Genomic DNA, 25,242 nt, shown 5'->3' with positions numbered 1-25,242 from the left:
TTTGTAGCAAGTAAAAAAAATGAATGAAAGTTATTTGTGAAACAAAACAATTAGTTTTACGTGAATTTTTTGAAATTGATGCATACGAATTATTTCAAATGAATTCGGATCAAGAATTGATGAAAATCGTAAACGAAAAACCATATAAATCTGAAGAGGAAGCACAGTTTTTTATTCAAAATATGGAAAAACATTACCAAGAATTTGGTTTTGGTTTATGGGGTGTTCACGAGAAAAAAAGTGGTCGTTTTGTTGGTTGGGGCGGATTGCGTCAAACAAAATTTGGACCAGTAGTTAACATTCGACTGAAACGTAAATTTCAGAACAAAGGTTACGGAACAGAAGTAATAAATGCGATTGTAGATTACGCAAAAGATGAGTTAAAATTAGAAAAACTTGCTGCCAAAGCAAATGCGAATCAACCTGAAACATTAAAACTTTTACAAAAATCAAAACTAAAACCAAGCGAAGAAAACGAATTGGTTTTTAAATTATAATAAAAAACGAGAACAAATGTTCTCGTTTTTTATGTTTTATTTTTTGGCTTGAGGTGGAAAATCTTTTAACATTTTCAAAACTCCTCTCTGTATATTTTCTGCTCTTACTTCTGGTGATGCTTTTAGCGGCATTTGTATTTTAAGAATTCCTTCCCAAACCAAACGTCCATCACTAAACATGGATACTGTATAATTCTGATTCAGTTTTTGTGACATAATCGGAATACCAACCGAAACACCTCCACCAAAACCATATCCTCCAGTTCCCATTCCGATTCCTACGTTCGAATTTTGTTCTTTCGAAACATATTCTTCTGGTTTTACTTGTACTGCTAAATTAGCATTATTTGATTGTTGAAAACCACGATATAACATTCCTTTCTCTATCGAAGAAAATAATCTTGCCGAATCTAAATCATTTAATCCCAAATTATTTGTTTCTACAAATGAGTACGTTTTATTTTGTTCAAAATTAAAATCTCGATCATAATCTACCGCAACATTTCTTGTACTGCATGAAACTATTGTTATAAAAACAGCTCCTAATAAAAGTATTTTTTTCATTTTAAATTTTCTTTAATCCGTTTTTAATTTTGAATATAAATCTACACTTAAATATTGGTCATCTTTAATTTCGCAATCTCTCATTGTTCCTTCAAAAACAAATCCCATTTTCTCTATTGCGTTTTTACAATTCATGTTTTTTGAGTCAACAAATCCTTCTATTCTATGTAGATTAAAAGAATTATAACCAAAATCACAAATTAATGGAAATGCTTCTTGCATAAATCCTTGTTTCCAAAATTCTGGTAAAAGCCAAAATCCAATTTCAGCTTTTTTATTTTTTCTATCTAAATTATTCAATCCTCCAATTCCATAAAAAATTGAATTATCAATAGAACAAATCGCCCAATAAATTCCAGTTTCTGTTTCTTCTAAATTTTTATACCAATCAATCTGTTCTTGTGTTTCTTCTAAAGATTTGTAGCTAACACCATAATATGCAATAACTTCTGGATGTGATAATCCTTTAAAAATATTTTGAATATCATCTTGTCTTATTTGTCTTAAAATTAATCTTTCAGACTTCAAAACAGGAAAACTCACCTTATTTTATTGATTTTATATAGATTTCTACTACTCTTCTTAAGGAATCGAAACCAATTTCATCTAAATTAATTTCATCTATTGCAATCCATTTTACGGCAGCAATTTCTTCCTTTTCTAATACAATTTCTTCATCTGGAAAATCTGCAATAAAAGCTAAATCACACGTTTTATATGGAATTCCTTTATACTCGTAATTATTGGGTTTAGATATAAAATAAGTGAAATTATCTAACGGAATTGTAATTCCTAATTCTTCTTCGATTTCGCGTTGACAGGTTCTTTCTGCAGACTCATCAGGATCTGTGAAACCTCCTGCTAAATCTAACTTTCCTTTTTGTGGTTCTTTATTACGAACAGTAAATAATAGTTTATCGTCTTTTCGTAAAATTACCGCAACAGCAGCTGCTACGTTTTGATAATAAACCAAATTACAATGATCACATGCCATTCTTCGGAAATTAAATTCGGGAATTGAATGACCACAGTTTGGACAAAATTTGAAAGACTTAATCATATAAAAGTTAAGTTTTGGTTATTTATTTCTTGGATGAAATTTGATAATTGCATCTCTAATATATTCTTGATCTACATGTGTGTAAATCTCGGTTGTTGTAATACTTTCGTGTCCTAACATCAATTGTATCGCACGCAAATCTGCTCCATTTTTTAACAAATGTGTCGCAAATGAATGTCGAAAAGTATGCGGACTAATTGTTTTTTTAACACCTGCAATTATCGATAATTCTTTTACAATTGTAAAAATCATCACGCGAGTCAGATTTTTTCCTCTTCTATTTAAAAATAAAAAATCTTCAAATCCTGGCTTTATAGTGATATGATTACGAATTGTTTCCTTATACAAGTTAATGTATTTTATTGTATAATCGCTTATAGGAACCAACCTTTGTTTATTTCCTTTTCCGATAACGCGAATAAATCCATCATCAAAAAATAGATCAGAAATTTTAAGATTTATCAGTTCCGAAACACGTAAACCACAACCGTAAAGTGTTTCTATAATTGCTCTATTTCGTTCGCCTTCTGGCTTAGATAAATCAATTACTTCTGTCATTTTATCAATTTCTTTTTCTGATAAAACATCCGGTAATTTCATTCCTATTTTTGGCGTTTCCAAAAGCGAAGTTGGATTATCTTCTCTAAAATCTTCTAATTGTAAATAACCGAAAAAACTTTTTAAACCCGAAATTACACGCGCTTGCGAGCGTACACTGTAATCGCTTGATGCAAAATCGTGTATAAAAGCCGTCAAATCATCTTGTGTATAATCTAACGGTTGTTTATCAGAATGATTAATCAGTTTTTGTATATCATGTAGATAACCTTCAATTGTATTGGCAGAAACTCGTTTTTCTAATTTCAGATACATTTGATAGTCATACAAAGCATCTTTCCAGTGCATTTATTTTGTTTTATTTTCTAGTTCAAAAATTCGCTTTATCATTTCATCCTCTGGACTCCAAATTTCATAAAAGGCGCGCGAACCATATAAGTCCTCTGCTATAACAGCTTTCATGTAATTATCCACAGTAGTCGAATAAATTGGATTGAACTCCTTTGCTGGAATTCCTAAAACACCCAAAAATTCTTCTCTATACATACCTGCACTAAAATAGCGTAAATATGTTTTCTCATTATGAAACATGAAGAAGTCATGAATTGAATATATTTTTTTGAACAAAAAGTCGTTAAAGTAATTCGCATCTTGATTATAATACAACCAATTTGCAACAGAATTTGTATCTAAAGCCACAAATTCATCTGGTATAATTCCTCCACCACCGTAAACTTTTTTACCTGATGGTGCTGTATATTCTAAATTTTTATTGACTTTGATAGAGTCTTTATTGTATAATTCTCCTGATTTTAAACGCTCATACAAATCATCACTGTACTTCGCTGTTCCTTTATCGTATGGTTTTTGAATAGATCGTCCTGATGGTGTAAAATAATTGGCAACCGTTAAACGGACACGTGTATTATCACCTAAATTAATTTCACGTTGCACCAAACCTTTTCCAAAAGAACGTCGACCAACAATTGTTCCTCGTCCATAATCTTGTAAAGCACCTGCTACAATTTCACTTGATGAAGCTGAACTTTCATCAATCAGAACATAGACTTTTCCTTTCTCAAAAAGACCATAATTGGTTGCGTAGATGTATTTTTTCTTTTTAGATTTATCTTGAGTATAAACAATTAATTCATCTTTTGTTAAAAACTCATCGGCAATTTCTTCTGCAACGCGCATAATTCCTCCACCATTTCCTCGCAAATCGAAAACCAAGGTTTTCATTCCTCGTCCAACTAAATTATCTAGGGCTTGATGAACTTCCGACGCAGAGTTTTCTGAAAAACGTGTTAATTTGATATATCCCATATCTTTTGTTAACATGTGTTCTCCAGTAACTGTTGCAATTGGAACAATTGTACGTTTTAGTTTTATAGCAATTAATTTCTTATCTCGAATAACGGATAAATTAACTTCTGAACCTTTTTTACCTTTCAGTAAAGTTTCAATTGTTTTATTATCTTTCGCAATTAAAGATTGATTGTCTACCGAAATTACTTGATCTCCGAATTGTAATTTACCTGTATTAGAAGTTCCAGGAATTGTACGCTCTACAATTATTGTATCATTCAGCGTTCTGAATTGTATACCAATACCTACAAATTCACCTTTTATTTGTTCTTCTGCCTCTTGTACAGAAGCTTTGTTGATATATGTACTGTGCGGATCTAGTTTACCAACCATATAGTTGATTGCATCATCAACCAAGCTATCCGAATTAACTTCATTTACATATTCATTGTCTATCAAAGATACTAATCGACGAATTTTCTGTTCGTTATCCGAATATTGCAAACCAATGATATCTTTATTATCATCAAGAGCAAAATCGTATTTTTTACCGACTAAAAATCCTACCAGAAATATGATGATAACCAGTAAAATAATGTTAATAACTTTGAAAAAACCTTTCATCTAATTGTATAATTCTTCTTCTGTAATTTGTTGAATTGTAACACCTGCTTGTTCTAAAAAATCTAATCCAGAAATATCTTTGTATTGCTGAATATAAACAATACGCTTGATACCTGCTTGAAGAATTAATTTACTACAATCTTTACAAGGGGACAATGTTATATACAATGTTGCGCCTTCTGCAGATTGGGTTGATGTTGCACATTTTAGAATTGCATTTGCTTCGGCATGTAAAACATACCATTTTGTATTTATTTCTTCGTCTTCACAATCATTCTCAAAACCACTTGGAGTTCCGTTGTATCCATCCGAAATAATCATTCGATTTTTAACAATAATTGCACCAACTTTTTTACGTTGGCAATAAGAAAGATTTGCCCATTCGAAAGCCATTTTCAAATAAGCGACATCATATCGTAATTGTTTAGCTAAATTATTTTCCATTAAGCTTCTTCTTTTCTTTTGGTCCATAATGGTGGAATAAAAAATGGTAAAGGATTTCTAAAAAATGCTTTGATTGTATGCGAAATCATGGTGAAAATTTTATAAAAAGGAATATTATTAGAGCGCATTGCCATTAATAATGATAAAGTAAAACTTACCAAAAAGTTGCACCAACCTATCATAAAAATTGCTATAAAACCAATAATTATAGGACCTACATCAAAATGATAACCCATTCCTCCAATACCCATCGCAAAATTACCAGCTGCAAAAGTAATGTGCCTAATATCGAAAGGAAATCCTGTAAAATCTCCTAATAAAAATGCACATCCCATCATAAATCCGAATGCTACATTACCTACAATTCCACCCATATTTTTTTCTACCCAATTAGAAATTCTTCTTCTTTTTCGGACAGAAAATGTTTTTTTGAGAATTGGATGATTGTAAACACGCTCTGGTATATTATTGAATCTTTGACTGTTAATTGTCATTCCAGAAATTAATCCAGAAAGAAATAAAAATGTACCTGCAATTCCTCCAAAGTAGAAAATATGCCAATCCATTGTCACAACTTCTTCCCAAAAATGATACGCTTTAGAGTATTTCAAAACTTCGAAACCGAGCACCGAATTAAGCAAATAAAATATTCCGAATGAAACTACAAAACCAGCAACTACGTTTCCTAAGAAAGCAATCATTTGACTTCGTACCAATTGTGCAAATAAGGTTGTAAAGTCTTTTATATTAAGATCCGATCCTGATTTTGGAACTAACGATTGTGCTAAACGTGCCGCTGTCATAGAGGGTTGTTTTGTTGCAAGCGTCATGTGTGTCAAATATATTGCGCAAAATCCTACAGCATAATTTATACTATAAAAAAATGCTTTAAATAAAGGTGATGTATCGGGTATATTTCCTATTCCTGTTTTTATAAAACATAAAAAAGAAACAATAAAACCACCTCCACAAGCTGTCCAGAACATTTTATTGTATTCTTTCGCTGTTTGTGTAATGTATTTTTCTCCTGTTTTTCCATTGTGATAAGTAACTAAAAAGGTAATCAAATAAACTGTTGAGCTTAATTGATTCGTCATAAAGTTTTTAGGCGCATAAAATTCTGTCCATTTTTTAGTCGCAAGACTATAAAATGAAATAACTCCGTGAATTTTAAGGTCATTATAACTATTCAAAATCGTCTGTAAACGAGCCAACTGTTGTTGCAAACGATTCAGTTTTGCTGCTACTTTTAACGAAATTCCTTTGTAATCTTTTTGAGTTAAAATATCATTTAAGGTATGCTTACATTTTGATATACTTTCCTTTATCTCTAGCATATCAAAACCAGCTTGTGGACTTTCTATGATATTACTAATCTGCATAGATAGTTTAGAAAATGAATTATCTAGATAATTAACCTCAGAACTATAACGCATCATTTCTTTATCCGAAAAACCTCCCGTAATACGAACTGTTAAGATAGAAATTGCTTGTAATAGTTGGTTTTGTATGTTTGCGGTATTTTTCTTGAATTGATCTTCTGGAATATCTTGATAAAGAACTTCGAAGAATTTTTTCCATCGATCTCTCGGAATTATACGCAATGAGGCTAAATTCTTCGAGTTATAAAATAGTTCATTTACAACTGAAGTTAACTCATTATTATCTTCGATATCTGGTAGAACAGAATCCATTATTTTTTTTCTAAATAATGAAAATAAATTGTCTTCTACGTGAATACCGCTATCAACTAAATAACTAACGAAATTTATTTTTCCAAAAGTATTTTCTAACTCTTCTCTTAAAATTAATCTATAAGTAGAATTGGTCTGTAATTTTGAAATTAGATCGTCTATGAAAGAAATTGAATCTGGATAATCTTTTCGTGCTTTTTCTAATAATCTTATGATAAAGCTCTTTTCGTATTTTTTATTTTGTTCAAATATAGAATCTAACGCCATACTTTAATTTCTTCATTCTGTGTACAAAAATAAAAAACTTATACCACTAAGCAGTATAAATTTGTAGAAATAAAAAGGTGATTCTTTTTTTGAATCACCTTTTGTATATATTAAAATTTAAAGTTCTTTTTATCTATTGCAGGATTAATCTTGATATCCGAAAAACGAATAATATACTCGCCTCCTTCAACTGGTTTTCCTAATATTTTGGTAGCAAAAGAAAGTCCATTAAACATTTTGAAATTGGAGTAATAAAGTGTTTCATCTTTATTTTTTTCCATCACAATTTCATAAGAATTTTTATCAAAACAATAAACTGTAGAATTCGAATTTTTTGTTAATTCGACTTTATAACAACTATTTTTTTGGTCGTATTTTTCTGTACCAACATATTTTACTTTAAATCCTTTTTGTTTATATTTTAAAACATCAGAATCAAAAGCGTCTGGTTTATACTCTGGTACAACTACATTTTTCTTGGCAACTTCACTATATGTCCAGCCATTTTTACCATCATAACCTTCGTTCAAAATCTCTTTACCATTCATCACAAAAACCACTTTTTTATTGTATGGTCTTTGGTGATAAACAATCATAGGATATGTGTCTCCGATATTTATAATGGCTTCTCCTTTGAGAATAATACTGTTCAAATTATTCCAAGCTGCTTCTCCTCCTGTTTTTTGTATATGTGTTTCTATTATTTTATCTGCATCTTGCCCAAAAACAACTACAGAAAATAATGATAATACAATTGCACTCAACTTCATTTTCAACATAAAAACTTTTTTCGTTTATAATTGGTTGAACAATATACAAAACAAATTTAAAGTTCTACTTATCCAAACAAGAGTTTAATCTAATTTAACTTCAATATGCGACCAGTTTTCTCCTCTTAAAATACGGTAAACTTGTCCTTGTGAGATATTAAATTGTTTTGCTAAAGTAGAAATTCTAGCCTTTCTATTCGGATCCATTAACTTCTTCTTAAGGCGAATTACCTGAGCTTCTGTTAATTTACTATTTGGAATACTGTCTAGACGAGAGCGTCCTTTCATCATTCTAAATAAATCTTTGTTATGCTCTTTCCATTCATCTAAAGTTGCCCACTTTAAATTATCTAAAGCATTGTTTAATTTATTGTGATCAAGATGTACAACGTACTCCTTGTTTTCTTTATTTGGTAAAAAAGTTTCGGCTATCATTTTGTGTACATATTTTGCCGTTCTTTTACCATCAGCTTTCGTTACCCATATTGCGCGGTAACCATTATTGATTGCTCCTTCTAAAACTTTATGCTTGTCTTGACCTGTATAAAGTTTTTTAACTAAGCCTTCTTTTGAGACTAAAAAAGATCTTTTTTCTATTAAACCTTCTGCTCCGTATTCTTTCCATGAATCACTCATAATCACTATTTTAACTTACGTTTACATTTTACAACAACATTCATACCGAAATCATTTTTTTATCTATTTTTTTTAAATAAATGATGACAATATTTTTTAAATTTTAAGATCGATTTCGTCGCAAAGATAGTTTATATATAGTTTATTGATTATTTTTTAACAACATCGGATAGATATTTTTTTGCTCTCTCTAAATCTTCAGGTGTATCAATTCCTACACCAATAAAATCAGTTTCAATCACTTTTATTTTCATACCATATTCTAAATAACGTAATTGTTCTAATTTTTCTGCTTTTTCATTTTGACGCATTTCCAATTTAGAAAATTTTAGCAAAGCCTCCTTTCTAAAACCATAAATACCTATATGACGAAAATAGTTTGGAGCAAAATTAGTTTCGCGTGCAAAAGGAATTGGACTTCGAGAAAAATACAAGGCAAAATCTTTATAATCTGATACTACTTTTACAAAATTCGGATTATTAATTTCTTCTTCCTTATAAATAGGCTCTTTTAAAGTCGCTACATCTACATTTTCACCTTCTACTCCATCAAAAGATGATAAAATATCTGCTAATGCTTTCTCATTAACAAAAGGTTCGTCCCCTTGTACATTCAGTACAATATCACATTCTATATCTGTAACAGCTTCAGCAATTCTATCACTTCCTGTTTCATGATCCTTTATACTCATAATTGCTTTTCCTCCATACGAAGAAATTTCATCATAAATAAGTTTAGAATCTGTTACCACAAAAACATCATCAAAAAGCTGTGTTGCAATTACGTTTTCATACGTCATTCTAATCACAGTTTTATCGCCCAATTGTTGCATCAACTTACCTGGAAAACGCGATGCAGCGTAACGAGCTGGAATTACGGCTATTTTTTTCACTTTTTTTATTTTCAAATTTCAGTAAATTTAAAATACTATGAGATGAAATCCATCTATATTCAACAAAATAATTATAGTATCTTTGTCAAAATAAATTTTCTGTATGAAGATTGCTTTCAAAATTTTGTTATTTTTGATTTCATTAGGGTTGATTTATATCTTAATCAACGAGTTAAAAATCCAAGGATAAAGAAAAATTTATGTCAAAAACAGCAACTCAACGTTCGTTAGCGATTTTATTATCACACGATATGCTTAGTTATATTACAAAAACAACTGATGGAGAAACTACTTCTTATTCGGATGTTTATGACTATTCTGTGGATTTTACGAATCTTAATAAAACGGAAATTGAGATTGAACACGAATTACGTTCTAATTTGACATTGTTACAAGAATATGATTTTGTGCACATTTGCTTTTTATCGACAACAATTAACGTGGTTCCAAATCAGTTTTTACATCATCCATTAGAGGATCTATTAACTCTTTCTAACTACAATCCTATAAAATTAGCGATTGATTGTCCTTTGGAAAATGAAGATGCGTCTATTGTTTACAATATTCATTATCCGTTAAAAAACATTTTACTTTCGTTGCCAAATTTACAGAATGCACGCTTGTATCATTCGGGTAAATTTTTGATTGATTATGGTAAAATCAATTCCAAAGACGACGAAATTTACATCAATTTGATGCATCAAAAATTAGAAATTTGCATTCTACATAAAGGAGATTTTATTTTTTATAATTTATTTGAAACAAAAACCAAAGAGGACTTTTTGTTTTACATTTTGTATACATTAAATCAATTAAATATTAGTCCAAATAATGTTTCGTTATATGCTTTTGGTGACCTTTTAAACTCACCAGAATATTATGAAACATTAAAAAAATACATCAGAAATGTTAATTTCAACAATAATGACAAACAATTAGGACAATATTTTACATTATATAAATTATTCGAATGCGAATTATTTCAGGAACATTAAAAGGAAAAAGAATTACCGCGCCAACTAATTTACCGGTGCGCCCAACTACAGATTTTGCCAAAGAGGCATTATTTAACATTTTGAACAACGAATGGTATTTTGATGAAATTTCGGTTTTAGATTTATTTTCTGGAATTGGAAGTATTTCATTAGAATTTGCCTCGAGAGGAGCCAAAAAAGTAACTTCTGTTGACAATTTCTACGGCTGTATAAAGTTTTTAGACGAAACAAGTAAACAACTAAAATTAGACGAAACAATTACAACTGTAAAAAGTGACGTCCTAAAATTTTTGGAAAAATCAGCATCAAAAAAATATGACATTGTTTTTGCTGATCCTCCTTATGATTTGGAAGTAGATGCTTATAAAACAATTGTAGAATTAATTTTCAAGAACGAATGGTTAGAAGAAGGTGGAAACTTTGTTTTAGAACATCCTTCTACTATTTCTTTTGAAGATTTACCTCATTTTGTACAACATAAAAAATACGGAAACGTACATTTTACATTCTTCGAATAAAATCTCAATTTTATATTTTTATTAACAAATCGGCTGTATATGATATGTATCAGCCGATTTATTTTTTATTTGTAATAAGTCTAATTAAATTTGCAATATTAATTTTATTTAGAATAAATACATATAATATATGAGAAAGAATTCACTTCTACTTACAACAATAACTCTACTTAGCTTTTCTTCTGTTTTTGCACAAGAACATGAAAAAGAGAAAAAAGATACTGTTAACGATTTACAACAAGTTGAAATTTTTGGAGATCGTAATAAAAAACAACGTGGATTAGAAGCTATCACACGTTTTCCTGTAACACCAAATCAGCAAATACAAACCATATCTACAATTTCAGAGAAATTAATCCAAGAACAAGGAGCATTAACTATTACGGATGCTGCTCGAAATGTTCCTGGAGTAACCTTATTTGGCTCTTACGGTGGAAATAGAGAATCTATGTCTATTCGTGGATATCGTGGAACTCCTGTACTAAGAAATGGTGTAAGACAAGACTCAGATTTTAGAACCGCTGGCGCAATTGCAGATATGCAAGGAATTGAATCTGTACAAGTAATCAAAGGTTCTGCTGCCATTACACAAGGTGTAGGAAACAGTTTAGGTTCTGCAGGAGGAGTAATTAATTTAGCAACTAAAACTCCACGTTTTATAAATGCTGGAAATATTGGATTACGTGTAGGTTCTTGGAATCAAGTTCGTACAACATTTGATGTTCAACGTGTTGTTGACAATGCAAAAACTTTTGCTTTTCGTCTAAACGGAGCTTATCAACAAGGTGATAGTTATAGAGATATTGTGAATAACAAAAGATTCTATATACAACCTTCTGTTGCTTGGAGACCTGATGATAAGACAGAAATTATTGCAGAAATGGATTATTTAAATTTCGAAGGAGTTCCAGATGTAGGTACTGTAAATTTAAACAACGATTTTACAGAAGCTTTAGCTAATATGGGACATCGTTTCTTAGGTTTTGATACAGATTTTGATAAAAGTGAAGCTACAACATACTCATTACGTGCTACTCGTCAATTAACAGACAAAATTAATGTACGTGCTGCATACTATGGTTCGGTAAACGATCGTGATCAACAAAGTACTTCATTATCATTAATAAAAGATAAAGCAGGAAATGTTGCAGATTACGCTTTAAGAACAAGATCTTTAGGACATTCAACTAGAAATGATAGAAATACAACAATTCAGATTGATGTAATGGGAAAAGATTTTCAGGCAGGAATTCTTAAATGGAGTTGGCAAGCTGGTTACGATTACACAACTTATCGTGTAGATTCTCGTAGCGCACAAATTGATTCGAAAAAGGTAGATAAAGACGGTAAACCAATTATGACATCTACTATTCCTGTAGTAGAAGACCCAATAAATGTACTACAAGATATTAATAATAAATTACCTAATAATTTTGATTTTTCTCAATTAGCAATCAATACATCAAGTCCTCTTGATAACGGTTACTACTATGGTTTTATGACTCAACATCATCTTAATATTACAGATTATGTAAAAGTTGTTGGAGCTTTGAGATGGTCATATTCTGGTGTAAACTCAAAAGATGTTTTAGATCCAATGATAGGATTAATGGTTTCGCCAATTAAAAATATTAATTTATTTGGATCATTTACAACAACATCTTCTTTACGTTCTGCATCAAATCCATTACAAGGAGGAGGAACAGTTGGTACTTCTCGCACAAAGCAATTTGAAACTGGTATTAAAACAGATTGGTTTAATGACAGACTTAGAGCAAATATCACATACTTTGATATGGTTAATGAAAATTTAGCTTACGAGGTTATGAATGGAAATACACGAACTGGTTATTACTTACTTGCAGGAGATCTAAAAAGAAAAGGTATAGAGATTGAAGTAACTGGACGTCCATTGTCAAATGTTCAAGTTATGCTTGGATATTCATACTTAGATACGCAATACGAAGGTTCTCCAACATATGTAGATGGTTCACGCCCAATGAATGCTCCACGCAATACAGCTAACGCATGGGTGCAATACAAATTCCAAAATACAAATACTTTTGTTGATGGTTTATCACTATCTGTTGGCGCATATTACGTTGGTTCTCGTCCAGTTAACGATAGAAATACAACAAAGGATGCTCATGGAAATGTAATGAATGGACAAGCTCCATTCTTAATGCCAGAATACACAACGCTTAATGCACAAGTTGGGTATTCAATAAAGAAATTTGATTTCCGTTTATTCTTTAATAATATTACAGACGAAATCGGATACAACTCATATTACCGTGGTGGATACATCAATCAAATTGATCCATTTAACATGGCTGGACAAATTGTTTTCAAATTCTAATTTTCCTTAGAACAACTATATTTTATATCATTTTTAATACAAAGCGACAATTTAAAAAATTGTCGCTTTTATTTTTTATAGAATTAGCTTAACTTTCCTCAAATTTATTAGTTAATATGAAAACAAAACTTACAACACTATTAATAGTACTTTGCTCTATTTTTAGTTTTGCACAGCAAACAGAAAATACTTTAAAAACAATTCCCGAATTTTCTTTTCTAAAAATGCAATCAGACGGAATTTACAACTCAAAAGATATCAAAAAAGGAAAACAAACTTTGATTGTTTTGTATTCTCCAACGTGTATTCATTGTCAATTAGCGTTAAATCATTTCAATAATAATTACGAAGAACATTTCAAAAACACTCAAATTATTTTAGTTTCAGAATATAAAGCCGAAGAGGTATTACCTTTCTTAAAAGAGCATGCGCCAAAATTAGTAGACAATAAAAATGTTGAGTTATTGTATGATTCTAATTATGAATTTGGTCCAATTTTTCAACCAACATCTATTCCTACCTTTTATTTGTTTGACAAAGACAAAAATCTATTAACAACTAAAAAAGGTTCGGTAGAAGCAAATCAAATTTTTAATTTTCTGAAATAATTATTCAAAAAAAATAGAAATAAAAAACCCGTTCCATAATTGGAACGGGTTTCTTTTGATATATAAAATCGATTACCGATTATTTACCTTGTTGTTGAGCTGCTTGAGCTTGAATTTGTTTTTGTAATTCTTGCAATTGAGCATCAGACATTCCTTGTCCTCCTTGAGCACCTGGTTGACCTGCTGCTGGAGCTGGCTGACCTTCTTTGAAGTCTACTAACTCTACTTCGAATTCCAATGCTTGGTTTGGTCCAATTTGTCCTCCAGGAGCTCCCATTTCACCGTAACCTAAGTTAGCAGGAATATAGAATTTGTATTTTGCACCTTTTGTCATTAATTGTAAACCTTCTGACCAACCTGGAATAACTTGGTTTAAAGGAAATTCTACACCTCCTTTAGCTTCTGGGTTTTTATCTGTACTATCAAAAACTTTACCTGTTGATAAAATTTTTCCTGTATATTTTACTTTAACTACACTGTTAATATTTGGTTTAGCTCCAGATCCTTCTTTTTCTACAACATAAACTAATCCTGAAGCTGTAGCTTTAGCTCCTGAAGCTTTTTTCTTCTCTTCGATTAATTTAGCAGATTCGTCTAAGTTTTTCTTAACCAATTTTTGTTGATTACTCTTTGCATAAGTATCTAAAATACCCATACCAGCTTCTTGTGTAATCAATAATTTCTTGTGGCGAACAACATCCATAATCCCTTGAACAATGATATCTTTGTCCATTTGATCTAATTGTTGTTGGTTGATTACCGTTTCTATTTGTTGACCAACTTGTTGACCAATCGCATAAGATTCTCTACCTTCTTTACCAGCTTTTAAGTAATCGCGGATCCCTTTTTCTAATTGATCGTAGTTGATACTATCAGTTTCAACTAAACGTCCTCCAAGACCTTTGATTTGCTCACCAAGACCAGTACCAAAAGCATAAGAAGCCTTGTGGTCTTCGCTTTCTAATTTATCTACAGATTTTCCCTTGTTACAAGACGCTAACGACGCAACAACAAAAATCCCTAAAAGAACTTTTTTCATTATTTATAAAAATTTAGTGCAAGTTTAATAAGAAACTTTCATTATTCATACAAATCTAACCCAAATTCTTCTTTTAATTTTAATAAAAGTGGGTTTTTATCTGATAACTTCTGAAATTTATCCTTTTTAGATAGAATATGATTTTCTGCTTCTTTCTCTGATAATTTAATTTGAATGGCAAAATAATGATTTTTAAGTTGTGTTCGCAAATTATTTCTAATCCGATCTCGGTAAACCTCGAACTCTTGTTCAGAAGAATGTGAACTAAACTCAAAAATAATTTCATTTTCGATAACTTCTAAATTAGTCGTCATCAAAGCATTGTAAGAAGGTATATTATGTTCTATTTTTAATCGATCCAAAAACTTTTGCCAACTTTCTTTTACTTGATCTATTGTAAATTTTTCGCGTGGTAAATCATTTCTCAAAATTTCTTCTTGAAACTCTTCTACTTTATTCCCTGGTAAAGCCATTTTAAGGCTAAAAGATCCCAAACCATTATTTTTTATTGGCTTAGAAGCACGCGTATACTCTTTTACTTCTTGTTCTATAATCACACTTTTTACAACTGTCTGAGCTGTATTTTGTTGATTATTAACTTGATTTTGAATAATATTTGGAACAACAATATTTGAAACTTTTTGTTGCTCTTCTTTCAAATAGAATGTTGGTGGTACTATTCTATACTTTTTTTTTTTAGACCATTTTCATTCGCTGTTAAAGATGCTAATTGCATCAAAGCAATTTCTACCGTTAAACGTGGATTTTTACTTGCTTTATAATTTAAATCTGCTTCATTACAAATTTCAATTGCTCCAAATAAAAATGTTGCATCACATTTTTGTGCATGTTCTAGATACTTTGCTTTTATGCGTTCACCAACCTCTAACAAACTTACTGTGTTAGCTGTTTTAGCCATCAACAAATCACGGAAGTGAGCACCTAAACCAGAAATAAATAAATGTGCGTCGAAACCTTTATTCAAAATATCATTTAATTGTAACATCGCTTGTGGAATATCATTTTCTAAACAAGCGTCTGTCATTTTAAAATAATAATCGTAATCTAAAACATTTAAATTTTCTGCAACAGATGTATATGTCAAGTTTTTATTGGTAAAAGTTACCATTCTATCTAAGATAGATAATGAATCGCGTAACGCACCATCTGCTTTTTGTGCAATCAAATGCAACGCATCATCTTCAAACGTAACATGCTCTTTTTCGGCAACATTTTTCAAATGTCCTTTTATATCTTCAACACTAATTCGTTTGAAGTCATAAATTTGACAACGAGAAAGAATAGTCGGAATAATTTTATGTTTTTCTGTAGTTGCCAAAATAAAAATTGCGTGCGCTGGCGGTTCTTCTAATGTCTTTAAAAAAGCATTAAAAGCTGCTGTAGATAACATGTGCACCTCATCAATAATATATACACGGTATTTTCCAATTTGAGGAACAATACGAACTTGATCAATCAAATTACGAATATCATCAACCGAATTATTTGATGCAGCATCTAACTCAAAAATGTTAAAAGCAAAATCTTGATCGCCATCTAATCCATTTTCTTCGTTAATTTTTCTTGCCAAAATTCTTGCGCATGTCGTTTTACCAACACCTCTTGGTCCACAAAACAACAAAGCTTGTGGCAATTGGTTTGTCTTAATCGCTTGCTCCAAAGTATTTGTAATAGAAGCTTGTCCTACGACGTCTTCAAAATCTAGTGGGCGGTATTTTCTGGCTGAAACAACAAAATTTTCCATACTAATGGCAAATATAATGGTTTTAAATTTTATTTTTTAGGCAATTCTTCTTTTTTAAATCCTTTTCGACCAAAACAAAAATTGTGATACAAAAAATGAACATTAATCCTAAAGAAATAATTGAAGCTAAGATATAATTTACGTTTAAAAATAAACCAATAAAAGAAATTGAATAAAAACCCAAAGCAAAAAATAACATAATTTTTGTAGAATAGATTTGTGCAAATTTCCAATTTATTTCATTTTCCATTGACCTTTTTGTGCGATAACCATACAAAGGGTTAATATGTTTTGGAGGGAATATTCTTTGAATTAAACCTCCAATCAATAAAACTGTACCAAATATAATTGGTAAAATAAATAATGGACTTTCTAAATTCATTTTAAATATTTAAAATTAAATTCTTCATATTAATTATATCAAAATACAAAAAATTAAATACTTTTTCGTTAGATTGGTCTTTAAAGTTTCATTATTTTTGCGCTAATATACTCAACCTTACAAATGGCTATAAAAAACACACAGGAAGTTCCTAAAACTCCTAAAAAACAAATCATAAAAACAATTGTCGGAATCATTTTCTTGGTTCTTGGCTTGTTATTATTTATATCGTTTATCTCTTATTTCTTTAATGGATTAATTGATCAAAGTCAAATCTCTGATTTATTGGATAAAAATGATCCTGCTGAAAATGTATTCGGAAAATTTGGAGCCTTACTTGGAGAAATTTTCATTTTGCAAGGTATTGGTGTTGTTGCCTTTTTTATTCCCGTTTTCTTTATTCTTTTAGGAGTTAAAATTGCTACAAATTGGAAAAAAATTAAACCATTCACAACGCTTTATCAAAGTATCTTTTTTATGATTTGGTTACCAATTTTATTTGGTTGTATTTTTCCAGATCAACATATGCTTTGTGGTGTAATGGGTTTCGAGATTAATGATTTTCTAAACAGTTTTATTGGTAAACTTGGTGTTATCTTGTTACTTATAGTTAGTTTGATTATTTATTGTGTGATTCATTTTAGAGTAACGTACGAAATGTTACAAGAAAAAATGGAAGAACGTGCACAGCAAAAAGAGATTGATCGAATAGAAAAAGAGCAAGAACGAATCAAAAAAGAACAAATTGAACTAAGACAGCGTAAAGAGCTAGAGGAACAAGAAAAAATAAATAAATTTAATAAAGAAGCAGAAACGCAACAAGAGAAAGATGCGTTAGAAGAATTAAACTTGATTAAAGTAGCAGAAGACAAAGCAATTCAATCTCATCGTATTAATCCTGATGAAGCTTTTAGTCAAAACTTTACTGTTAATCAACCAAAAGAGGAAGAACAAATTGACGAAATGCCTCTGAATATAACGACTTTAGTTGTTGATGAAATTGATGATAATGAAGAAGTCGATTTTGTACAAACTTATGAAGAAGAAGTTGTTGACGAATTAGAAAATATTGATTCGGATACTGAAAATGGAGTTGAGCTTAAAATTACACAAATTGACGAAGAAGAAACTTTAGAGCAAACTTCTGCGCGATTAGTACAAGAACAAGGCGAATATAATCAACGTTTAGATTTACCTAGTTTTCAATTTCCTCCTATTTCTATGTTAAAAAAGTATGACACAGGAAATACATTGATCGATCAAAAAGAATTAGAGGTAAATAAAAATAGAATTATCGAAACCTTAAGAAATTATGGAATTGAGATTGCATCTATTACAGCAACCATAGGACCTACAGTTACTTTGTATGAAATTGTACCACAAGCTGGAGTTCGTATTTCTAAAATTAAAAATTTAGAAGACGATATCGCCCTTAGTTTATCTGCGCTTGGTATTCGTATTATTGCACCAATTCCTGGAAAAGGAACAATTGGTATTGAGGTTCCGAATAGCAATCCTTCTATGGTTTCTATGCATTCGGTTATTGCATCTCAAAAATTTCAGAATTCGGATATGGAGTTGCCAATTGCTTTTGGTAAAACAATTACAAATGAAACTTTTATTGCAGATTTAGCTAAAATGCCTCACTTATTGATGGCTGGTGCAACAGGACAAGGTAAATCGGTTGGGTTGAATGCTATTATTACATCATTACTTTATAAAAAACATCCATCCGAGTTAAAATTTGTAATGGTTGATCCAAAAAAAGTAGAGCTTACACTTTATTCGAAAATAGAACGTCATTATTTAGCTAAATTACCCGACGCTGAAGAAGCTATTATTACAGACAATGCAAAAGTTATTAACACTTTAAATTCGCTTTGTATTGAAATGGATGATCGTTATGATTTATTAAAAAATGCATTTGTTCGTAACATAAAAGAATACAATGCTAAGTTTAAGGAAAGAAAATTAAATCCAGAACAAGGACACCGTTTTTTACCTTATATCGTATTGATTGTTGATGAGTTTGCAGATTTGATAATGACCGCAGGAAAAGAAGTTGAATTACCTATAGCTCGTTTAGCACAATTAGCACGTGCCGTTGGTATCCATTTAATTGTTGCGACTCAACGTCCATCGGTTAATGTAATTACAGGAACTATAAAAGCTAATTTCCCTGCTCGTGTTGCTTTTCGTGTAACGTCGAAAATAGATTCTAGAACAATTCTTGATTCACCTGGTGCCGATCAACTTATTGGTAAAGGAGATATGTTATTTACAACTGGAAATGATTTAGTTCGTCTACAATGTGCTTTTGTTGATACGCCAGAAGTCGACAAAATTACAGAATTTGTTGGTGAACAACGCGGTTATCCAGATGCAATGCTTTTACCAGAATATGTTGGCGAAGATGGAGGTTCTCCTTTAGATATTGATTTATCTGACCGTGATGTATTATTTGAAGATGCAGCACGATTAATCGTTATTGCACAACAAGGATCAGCATCATTATTACAACGAAAATTAAAATTAGGATACAACCGTGCTGGTCGATTAATAGATCAATTAGAAGCTGCTGGTATTGTAGGACATTTTGAAGGAAGTAAAGCTCGTCAAGTATTAATACAAGACGAAGTTAGTTTGGAACAGTTGTTGAATAATTTGAATTAAATTTATTAAAAACAGAATAAAAAAAAATCAATTGTATGAAAAAAATTATTTATACTTTCATACTCTTATTAGTAGGGGTTGGAACTTTAAATGCACAATCGGCAAAACAAATTTTAGATAAAGTTTACACAAAATATACAAACGCAAACTCATATTACATCAAGTTTGATTTTAACCATACGGTAAACGGAAAATCAACAACTCGTTCGGGAGAAGTTTACTCTATGAAACAAAAATTTAATCTGAATGTTGGTGATATTAGTCAAATTTTTACAGGAAAAGAATTAATCACAATTTCTAAAGATGATAAAGAAGTTACCATTTCTGATGCATCAAACACAGATGATTTTTTAACACCTACAAAAATTTTGAATACTTATCGTTCGGGATACAACTATACTTTGTCAGACAAAATAAAAGTAGGAAACCAAACCATTCAACACATCAAATTAACACCAACAGCTTCATCAACCATGAAATATTGTATTTTGGGTGTTAATACATCAAATAATCAAATATACGATTACAAAGAAATTGGCAAAAATGGAGAAACTACATCTATTATTGTAAAAGATTATCTTGAAAATTTACTTATTCACAAAAGTTACTTTAACTTTGACCAAAAGAAATATAAGTCGCAAGGCTATATTATTACTCAATTATAATCAATGTTAAAGAAGCTTGACTGGTATGTAATTAAGACCTTTTTAGGTCCGTTTTTTTTCATTTTTAGTGTTCTATTTTTTATCTTTATCGTTCAATTCGCTTGGCAACAAATGGAAAAATTTGTTGGTAAAGGATTAGAATGGTATACGATTGCAGAATTACTTTTTTATTTAGGTATCAATGTTGTTCAGTTAGTTTTACCGTTAACAATTCTTTTAGGCTCTATTATGACAATGGGTGGATTGGGCGAACGTTACGAATTAGCAGCCATGAAAGCCTCTGGAATTTCATTAACTCGAATTTTTGCACCGCTTTTTGGTTTGATTATGTTAATGTCTGTCGGGCTGTATTTTTTTGGAGATAAAGTAATGCCTTTTTCTCAACAAAAAGCACGAACAATTTTCTATAATATTCTACAAACAAAACCTGCTATGAATATTAAAGAAGGTATTTTTATTGAATCTATTCCTGGTTTTCAAATGAAAATCAATAAAGTTTCTGGAGAAAATTCCGAAAAACTAGAAGATGTTTTTGTGCATCAAAATTCACCTTTTGGCGAAAATACAATGACAATTTTAGCTAAAAAAGGAAATCTTGCACCAGATAAAAAAGACAATCGATACCTAAAAATGGAACTTTATGATGGTATTGCTTATTCAGACAACGTCAAAAACAAAAACCAAGAAGAACGTCTTCGTCAAGAAAATCAATATACAAAATTTGATACACTAAATTATTATATTGACATCTCTGATATCTTAAACTCTGGAAAAGATGAAGATCCAGGCGGATCGTATAAATATCTAGACGGTGGAGGTCTTCGCCATTTGATTGATTCATTAAACGGTGATTATAAAAAATATTACAAAGAATTACAAAAAAATACATTCAACCAAAATTATTACTTTGCCAAAAAGACAAAAGAAGTCGACTCTGTAAATACCAATATGATTTTTGATTTAAAAGAATACAGTGTTACAGATAAAGACCGAATTCTTACTCAGGCAGTACAAATGGTTAATCGTGATCAAGAAAACTTAAATTTTACGCAACAAGAAATTATCAACCGCGAAAAATTATATTCTAAAGTAAACATACATTATCAACGTAACTTTTCGTACGCTGTAACTTGTATTATTTTCTTTTTGATTGGCGCTCCACTTGGTGCAATTGTAAAGAAAGGAGGAATTGGAATGCCGGTAATTATCTCGATTATTATTTTCGTTATCTATTTTATCATTAATTTTTCTGCCGAAAATATGGCAAAAAATGGTAATCTTGATCCTACAATAGCAGCTTGGGCGGCTAATATTATTGCATTACCATTTTCTTTATTATTCTGTTATAAAGCAAATCAAGATTCGGAAATATTTAATATTAGTGTTTACGTCGACCCTATTGTAAAATTCTTTAGTAAATTTAGAAAGACAAACAAAATCGAGGAACATTCTCGTTATCAATAAACAAATAAAATGGAAAAAAGATCATCTCAATTAAACACAATTGCAGAAGCTTTAGAAGATCTAAAACAAGGAAAGGTTATCATTGTTGTTGACGATGAAGATCGCGAAAATGAAGGAGATTTCCTATGTATAGCCGAATTTGCAACACCAGAAGTAATCAATTTCATGGTTACTCACGGACGCGGTTTGGTTTGTACACCACTTACACAACAAAGATGTAAAGCGTTAGGTCTTGACCTGATGGTTGGACACAATACGGCAATTTACGAAACAAACTTTACCGTTTCTGTCGATTTACAAGGACATGGTTGTACAACAGGTATTTCTGCTTCGGATCGTTCTAAAACTATTCAAGCTTTAATCAACGAAGATACAAATCCAGATGATTTAGGTAAACCAGGACATATTTTTCCACTTATTGCGAAAGATGGTGGCGTTTTAGTACGCATGGGGCATACAGAAGCAGCTGTAGATTTGGCGCGCATGGCTGGACATTATCCTGCGGGTTGTATTGTCGAAATTCTGAAAGAAGATGGTGAAATGGCTCGTCTTCCTGAATTGTTAGAAATTGCAGAGAAATTTGATCTTAAAATTATTTCGATAGAAGATTTAATCAAATATAGATTAGAAAACGAATCATTAATAAAACGTATCGATCAGTTTGAGGCAAAAACAAGATTCGGAGATTACGAATTAATCGCTTATCAACAAACAACAAATAATCAAGTACATTTTGCCTTGAAAAAAGGAACTTGGACAAAAGATGATGTTGTACCAGTACGTGTAAAATCTACAAATAGTTATTACGATTTGTTTAGTGCTTTGCAAAATGGAGAAACTCCTTTGCTAGAAAAAACAATGAATATTATTAATGAAGAAAAAAAAGGAGTTGTTATTTTTATCAACAATATTCAAAACTCGGAATTGATAGAACAAAAATTAGAAATTTTAAAAAGTTTTTCTGAAGGAAAATCTAAATCAGGTGTTTTACCTGCTGACGAAAAAGATCACGGTATAGGATCTCAAATTATCAAAGATTTGGGTATTCAGAAAATCAATTTAATTACCCGCAATTTAGAAGATCCTCATACAACACAATATGGTTTGGAGATTGTAAAATGTTCTCAATTATAAGAAAATTATTTTACCATAATACAAAAGCAGTTCTGAGAAGAGCTGCTTTTTTTTGTAGATTTGAAATTAAATATTAATAATATGAAGAATAATTTATTTCTTTTTACAACACTTTTAATAATATCTATTTCCTTACTATCATGTAAACAAAAAGGCTGTCAACCCTTTTATGAGTACGATGAAATTGAATGGTACAATTTCAAACGAAACTTAGATAGTATTCCTCCAGATTTGCAAAATAATAAGTTCTTAGTTGATGTATTTCAAGGTCAAACTTTTTTAAAAATTAAAGATGTTGATAAATTAGTTAATTTATCAAGTAATGATTTTAATAAATCAACCATTTCAACTTTAAAAAATGATAAATTAAATAAGTTATTTTGTTTTGATGAAAATCAATCTATTAATGGATTTATGACTGCATGTATTCCATTTTATAATGATATTTTGGTTTTCAAAAAAGAAAATAAAATTGTAGGAATTGCTAAAATTTGTTTCAAATGTGAACAATCAACTTTCACCGAATCTGATATTAACACTGATGCATTTGGTGCCAAAGATGAATTCAAAAAACTTAAAAATATATTATATTCAAAATAATCAACAAAAAAAGCAGTTCAATTTCTTGAGCTGCTTTTCTTTTAAATAAATCATAATATTTAATGAGCGCTAGTAAAACGCCTTTCATTAACAAAGTTTAAGATTTTCTGAACGATTTTCGTATTTTTATAAAGGTTCCAATTCATTAATAGAACACTAAATAAAATTACCCCTAATCCATAAATCTGTAAATGTGTTACCACATCATCCGAAAAGAAATAACTTAAGGCAACTGCAACAATTGGATTGACGTATGCATAAGTAGAAACCTCTACAGCTGGACGAACTTGCAATAACCAAACATAAGAACCGAATGCTAAAATAGAACCGAATGTTGTAAGATAAGCCATAGACAACCAATCTTCGGTTGTCACGTTACTCAATTCAAATCGTGTATATTCGCCATTTAACATTGCAACGGTATTAAATAAAACGCCTGCAGTTATCATCTGCCAAGCCGTTTTTACCATAATATGTAAATCTTCTTTAGACTTTACAACATCTTTCTTTTGCTTATCCGAAATATGTTTAGAATACAAAGATCCTAACGTCCAAGCGATGGCACAGATAATCAAAACAATCATTCCTACAGTATTTAGAAATTGTTGTTCTGGATTTACATGTGTAGAAGTTGTTTGTTCGTAAAACAACATCAAAACACCTATAAAACCAAAAATAACACCTAAAACTGTGGGTAAACTAGAGAAATTTTGTTTCCATTTTGGTTTATCCAAAACGATAAACCATATAGCTGCCGAAGCTGCCATAATAGCAACTATTCCACTTGGTAAAAATTGTTCCGACCAAATAATACCAGCCATATCAATAAACAACAGCATAAAACCTGTAAACATACATTGTTTTACAATTTGTTTATTCCATAACTTGTAACCTCTCATTTTACAATATCCCATTAATAAGGTACTCGCCGCAATAAAGCGAAACGAACCTAAAATAAATGGACTAAATCCATGTAACGCTTTATCTATAAAAAAATAAGTTGATCCCCAAACTACATAAACCACGAAATAAGCTAGTATAATTAGCATTTTACTTGGTTGTCCTCCTTTCATTGCACTCTAATTTTTATTAAACCGTTGGTATAACGATATTCTGTTCTTCTTTTATGGTTTGTAATACAATTGTTGTTCGTGTAGATGTAATTCCGCCAATTTTACTTAAATGTTGCCTCATCAATTCTACCAAACCTTCAGAATCGCTTGTTCTAACTTTTATCAAATAACCGTCTTCACCTGCGATATCATGAACTTCTAACACTTCTGGAATTTCTGCCAATTGTCTTCCTACGGTTTCGTCGCCAATAATATCTATCGTTTTTATAAAAATGAACGAAAGTAATTTTTGTCCAACCGCAACAGGATTTATTTTTGCATGATAAGCAATAATCACATTTTTGTTTTCAAGCTTTTTTACGCGTTCTAAAATCCCAGAAGGTGCCATTCCTAATTCTCTTGCGATATCTGCATTATTAATACGTGCATTATCTTGCATTAATCGCATGATTTTCAAGTCAGTAGCATCTAAATTGTATTCTATCTTTTCCATTTCGAGTGCAAAATTAAGTGTTTTTTGAATAATATTCAAAATAATTATTAAAAAATGTATATTCTTCGTGTTTTATTTTTTATTTACTAATAATGTTCGAAAATATAACTTTACATTATCTACAAAATAAAAAAAGCTGTCCAAAACTGGACAGCTTAA

26 protein-coding genes are annotated in these 25,242 nt (G+C 30.5%); 10 read left to right on the top strand and 16 right to left on the bottom strand.

Going from position 1 to position 25,242, the window contains the following annotated elements; all coding sequences use genetic code 11:
- Positions 1-23: 23 nt before the first annotated feature.
- On the top strand, positions 24-497 hold the full coding sequence (locus RSC72_RS05140; RefSeq protein WP_332543932.1) for a GNAT family N-acetyltransferase: 474 nt from the start codon (positions 24-26) through the stop codon (positions 495-497).
- Between the two features lie 36 nt (positions 498-533).
- On the opposite strand, the gene RSC72_RS05135 is transcribed toward RSC72_RS05140, so the two are convergent.
- From RSC72_RS05135 to kdsB, 10 genes are all read right to left on the bottom strand, one after another.
- Entirely contained in the window at positions 534-1,061 is a 528-nt protein-coding gene (locus RSC72_RS05135) for a DUF4136 domain-containing protein (protein ID WP_332543931.1), read from the bottom strand.
- 12 nt (positions 1,062-1,073) lie between these two features.
- Complete coding sequence (locus RSC72_RS05130; RefSeq protein WP_332543930.1) at positions 1,074-1,604, bottom strand: GNAT family N-acetyltransferase; 531 nt, start codon at positions 1,602-1,604, stop codon at positions 1,074-1,076.
- Position 1,605: 1 nt separating this feature from the next.
- Positions 1,606-2,121, bottom strand: a complete 516-nt coding sequence (locus RSC72_RS05125) for an NUDIX hydrolase (RefSeq protein WP_332543929.1) — start codon at positions 2,119-2,121, stop codon at positions 1,606-1,608.
- A gap of 18 nt (positions 2,122-2,139) precedes the next feature.
- Positions 2,140-3,027, bottom strand: coding sequence for a site-specific tyrosine recombinase/integron integrase (gene xerA / locus RSC72_RS05120; RefSeq protein ID WP_332566035.1), 888 nt, complete (start codon positions 3,025-3,027; stop codon positions 2,140-2,142).
- Positions 3,028-4,611, bottom strand: a complete 1,584-nt coding sequence (locus RSC72_RS05115; RefSeq protein WP_332543927.1) for a S41 family peptidase — start codon at positions 4,609-4,611, stop codon at positions 3,028-3,030. It abuts the gene before it with no gap.
- The gene (locus RSC72_RS05110) at positions 4,612-5,055 is read right to left on the bottom strand and encodes a deoxycytidylate deaminase (RefSeq protein WP_332543926.1); all 444 of its coding nucleotides are present in this window, start codon (positions 5,053-5,055) and stop codon (positions 4,612-4,614) included.
- Positions 5,055-7,016 carry a site-specific recombinase Gcr gene (locus RSC72_RS05105; protein ID WP_332566036.1) on the bottom strand — a complete coding sequence of 654 codons (1,962 nt, stop codon included), beginning with the start codon at positions 7,014-7,016 and terminating at the stop codon, positions 5,055-5,057. Before RSC72_RS05105 ends, RSC72_RS05110 begins: the two co-directional genes overlap by 1 nt.
- A 110-nt stretch (positions 7,017-7,126) precedes the next feature.
- Positions 7,127-7,795 carry a LolA family protein gene (locus RSC72_RS05100; RefSeq protein WP_332543924.1) on the bottom strand — a complete coding sequence of 223 codons (669 nt, stop codon included), beginning with the start codon at positions 7,793-7,795 and terminating at the stop codon, positions 7,127-7,129.
- A 75-nt stretch (positions 7,796-7,870) separates the two neighbouring features.
- Complete coding sequence (locus RSC72_RS05095; protein WP_332543923.1) at positions 7,871-8,422, bottom strand: HNH endonuclease; 552 nt, start codon at positions 8,420-8,422, stop codon at positions 7,871-7,873.
- Positions 8,423-8,571: 149 nt separating this feature from the next.
- Positions 8,572-9,315, bottom strand: coding sequence for a 3-deoxy-manno-octulosonate cytidylyltransferase (kdsB, locus tag RSC72_RS05090; protein WP_332543922.1), 744 nt, complete (start codon positions 9,313-9,315; stop codon positions 8,572-8,574).
- Positions 9,316-9,515: 200 nt separating this feature from the next.
- Here kdsB and RSC72_RS05085 point away from each other — a divergent pair, with 200 nt between their 5' ends.
- The 4 genes from RSC72_RS05085 (at position 9,516) to RSC72_RS05070 (ending at position 13,795) form a co-directional block, all read left to right on the top strand.
- A complete protein-coding gene (locus RSC72_RS05085) occupies positions 9,516-10,310 on the top strand; it encodes a DUF3822 family protein (protein WP_332543921.1) in 795 nt (264 codons plus the stop codon).
- The gene (rsmD, locus tag RSC72_RS05080; RefSeq protein ID WP_332543920.1) at positions 10,286-10,828 is read left to right on the top strand and encodes a 16S rRNA (guanine(966)-N(2))-methyltransferase RsmD; all 543 of its coding nucleotides are present in this window, start codon (positions 10,286-10,288) and stop codon (positions 10,826-10,828) included. Before RSC72_RS05085 ends, rsmD begins: the two co-directional genes overlap by 25 nt.
- A gap of 130 nt (positions 10,829-10,958) precedes the next feature.
- Positions 10,959-13,187, top strand: a complete 2,229-nt coding sequence (locus RSC72_RS05075; RefSeq protein WP_332578439.1) for a TonB-dependent siderophore receptor — start codon at positions 10,959-10,961, stop codon at positions 13,185-13,187.
- Between the two features lie 116 nt (positions 13,188-13,303).
- A complete protein-coding gene (locus RSC72_RS05070; protein WP_332515731.1) occupies positions 13,304-13,795 on the top strand; it encodes a TlpA family protein disulfide reductase in 492 nt (163 codons plus the stop codon).
- Positions 13,796-13,874: 79 nt separating this feature from the next.
- Here the strand turns inward: RSC72_RS05070 and RSC72_RS05065 are convergent, their stop codons facing one another.
- The 4 genes from RSC72_RS05065 to RSC72_RS05050 are packed head-to-tail and all read right to left on the bottom strand — an operon-like array spanning position 13,875 to position 16,981.
- On the bottom strand, positions 13,875-14,834 hold the full coding sequence (locus RSC72_RS05065; protein ID WP_332543917.1) for an FKBP-type peptidyl-prolyl cis-trans isomerase: 960 nt from the start codon (positions 14,832-14,834) through the stop codon (positions 13,875-13,877).
- A gap of 41 nt (positions 14,835-14,875) precedes the next feature.
- A complete protein-coding gene (locus RSC72_RS05060) occupies positions 14,876-15,493 on the bottom strand; it encodes a hypothetical protein (RefSeq protein WP_332543916.1) in 618 nt (205 codons plus the stop codon).
- A 17-nt stretch (positions 15,494-15,510) separates the two neighbouring features.
- Positions 15,511-16,599 (bottom strand): DNA polymerase III subunit gamma/tau, encoded by a 1,089-nt coding sequence (gene dnaX, locus RSC72_RS05055; protein ID WP_332543915.1) that lies wholly within the window; start codon positions 16,597-16,599, stop codon positions 15,511-15,513.
- A gap of 22 nt (positions 16,600-16,621) precedes the next feature.
- A complete protein-coding gene (locus tag RSC72_RS05050; RefSeq protein ID WP_332543914.1) occupies positions 16,622-16,981 on the bottom strand; it encodes an SdpI family protein in 360 nt (119 codons plus the stop codon).
- A gap of 123 nt (positions 16,982-17,104) precedes the next feature.
- On the opposite strand from RSC72_RS05050, the gene RSC72_RS05045 reads away from it, so the two are divergent.
- From RSC72_RS05045 to RSC72_RS05025, 5 genes are all read left to right on the top strand, one after another.
- On the top strand, positions 17,105-19,654 hold the full coding sequence (locus RSC72_RS05045) for a DNA translocase FtsK (RefSeq protein WP_332543913.1): 2,550 nt from the start codon (positions 17,105-17,107) through the stop codon (positions 19,652-19,654).
- Positions 19,655-19,689: 35 nt separating this feature from the next.
- Positions 19,690-20,319 (top strand): LolA family protein, encoded by a 630-nt coding sequence (locus RSC72_RS05040; RefSeq protein ID WP_332543912.1) that lies wholly within the window; start codon positions 19,690-19,692, stop codon positions 20,317-20,319.
- A 3-nt stretch (positions 20,320-20,322) separates the two neighbouring features.
- Positions 20,323-21,783: an LptF/LptG family permease gene (locus RSC72_RS05035; RefSeq protein WP_332543911.1), complete on the top strand. Its 1,461-nt coding sequence runs from the start codon at positions 20,323-20,325 to the stop codon at positions 21,781-21,783.
- Between the two features lie 9 nt (positions 21,784-21,792).
- On the top strand, positions 21,793-22,917 hold the full coding sequence (gene ribB / locus RSC72_RS05030) for a 3,4-dihydroxy-2-butanone-4-phosphate synthase (RefSeq protein WP_332578438.1): 1,125 nt from the start codon (positions 21,793-21,795) through the stop codon (positions 22,915-22,917).
- An 81-nt stretch (positions 22,918-22,998) separates the two neighbouring features.
- Complete coding sequence (locus RSC72_RS05025) at positions 22,999-23,517, top strand: hypothetical protein (RefSeq protein ID WP_332578437.1); 519 nt, start codon at positions 22,999-23,001, stop codon at positions 23,515-23,517.
- Between the two features lie 59 nt (positions 23,518-23,576).
- On the opposite strand, the gene RSC72_RS05020 is transcribed toward RSC72_RS05025, so the two are convergent.
- Both RSC72_RS05020 and RSC72_RS05015 read right to left on the bottom strand, forming a co-directional pair.
- Positions 23,577-24,590: an EamA family transporter gene (locus tag RSC72_RS05020; RefSeq protein WP_332545816.1), complete on the bottom strand. Its 1,014-nt coding sequence runs from the start codon at positions 24,588-24,590 to the stop codon at positions 23,577-23,579.
- 16 nt (positions 24,591-24,606) lie between these two features.
- Positions 24,607-25,074 (bottom strand): Lrp/AsnC family transcriptional regulator, encoded by a 468-nt coding sequence (locus RSC72_RS05015; protein ID WP_221405163.1) that lies wholly within the window; start codon positions 25,072-25,074, stop codon positions 24,607-24,609.
- Between the last annotated feature and the right edge of the window lie 168 nt (positions 25,075-25,242).

This window comes from Algoriella sp., assembly GCF_036647415.1.
Lineage (GTDB): Bacteria > Bacteroidota > Bacteroidia > Flavobacteriales > Weeksellaceae > Empedobacter.
This window is presented reverse-complemented; position numbering and strand designations above follow the sequence as displayed.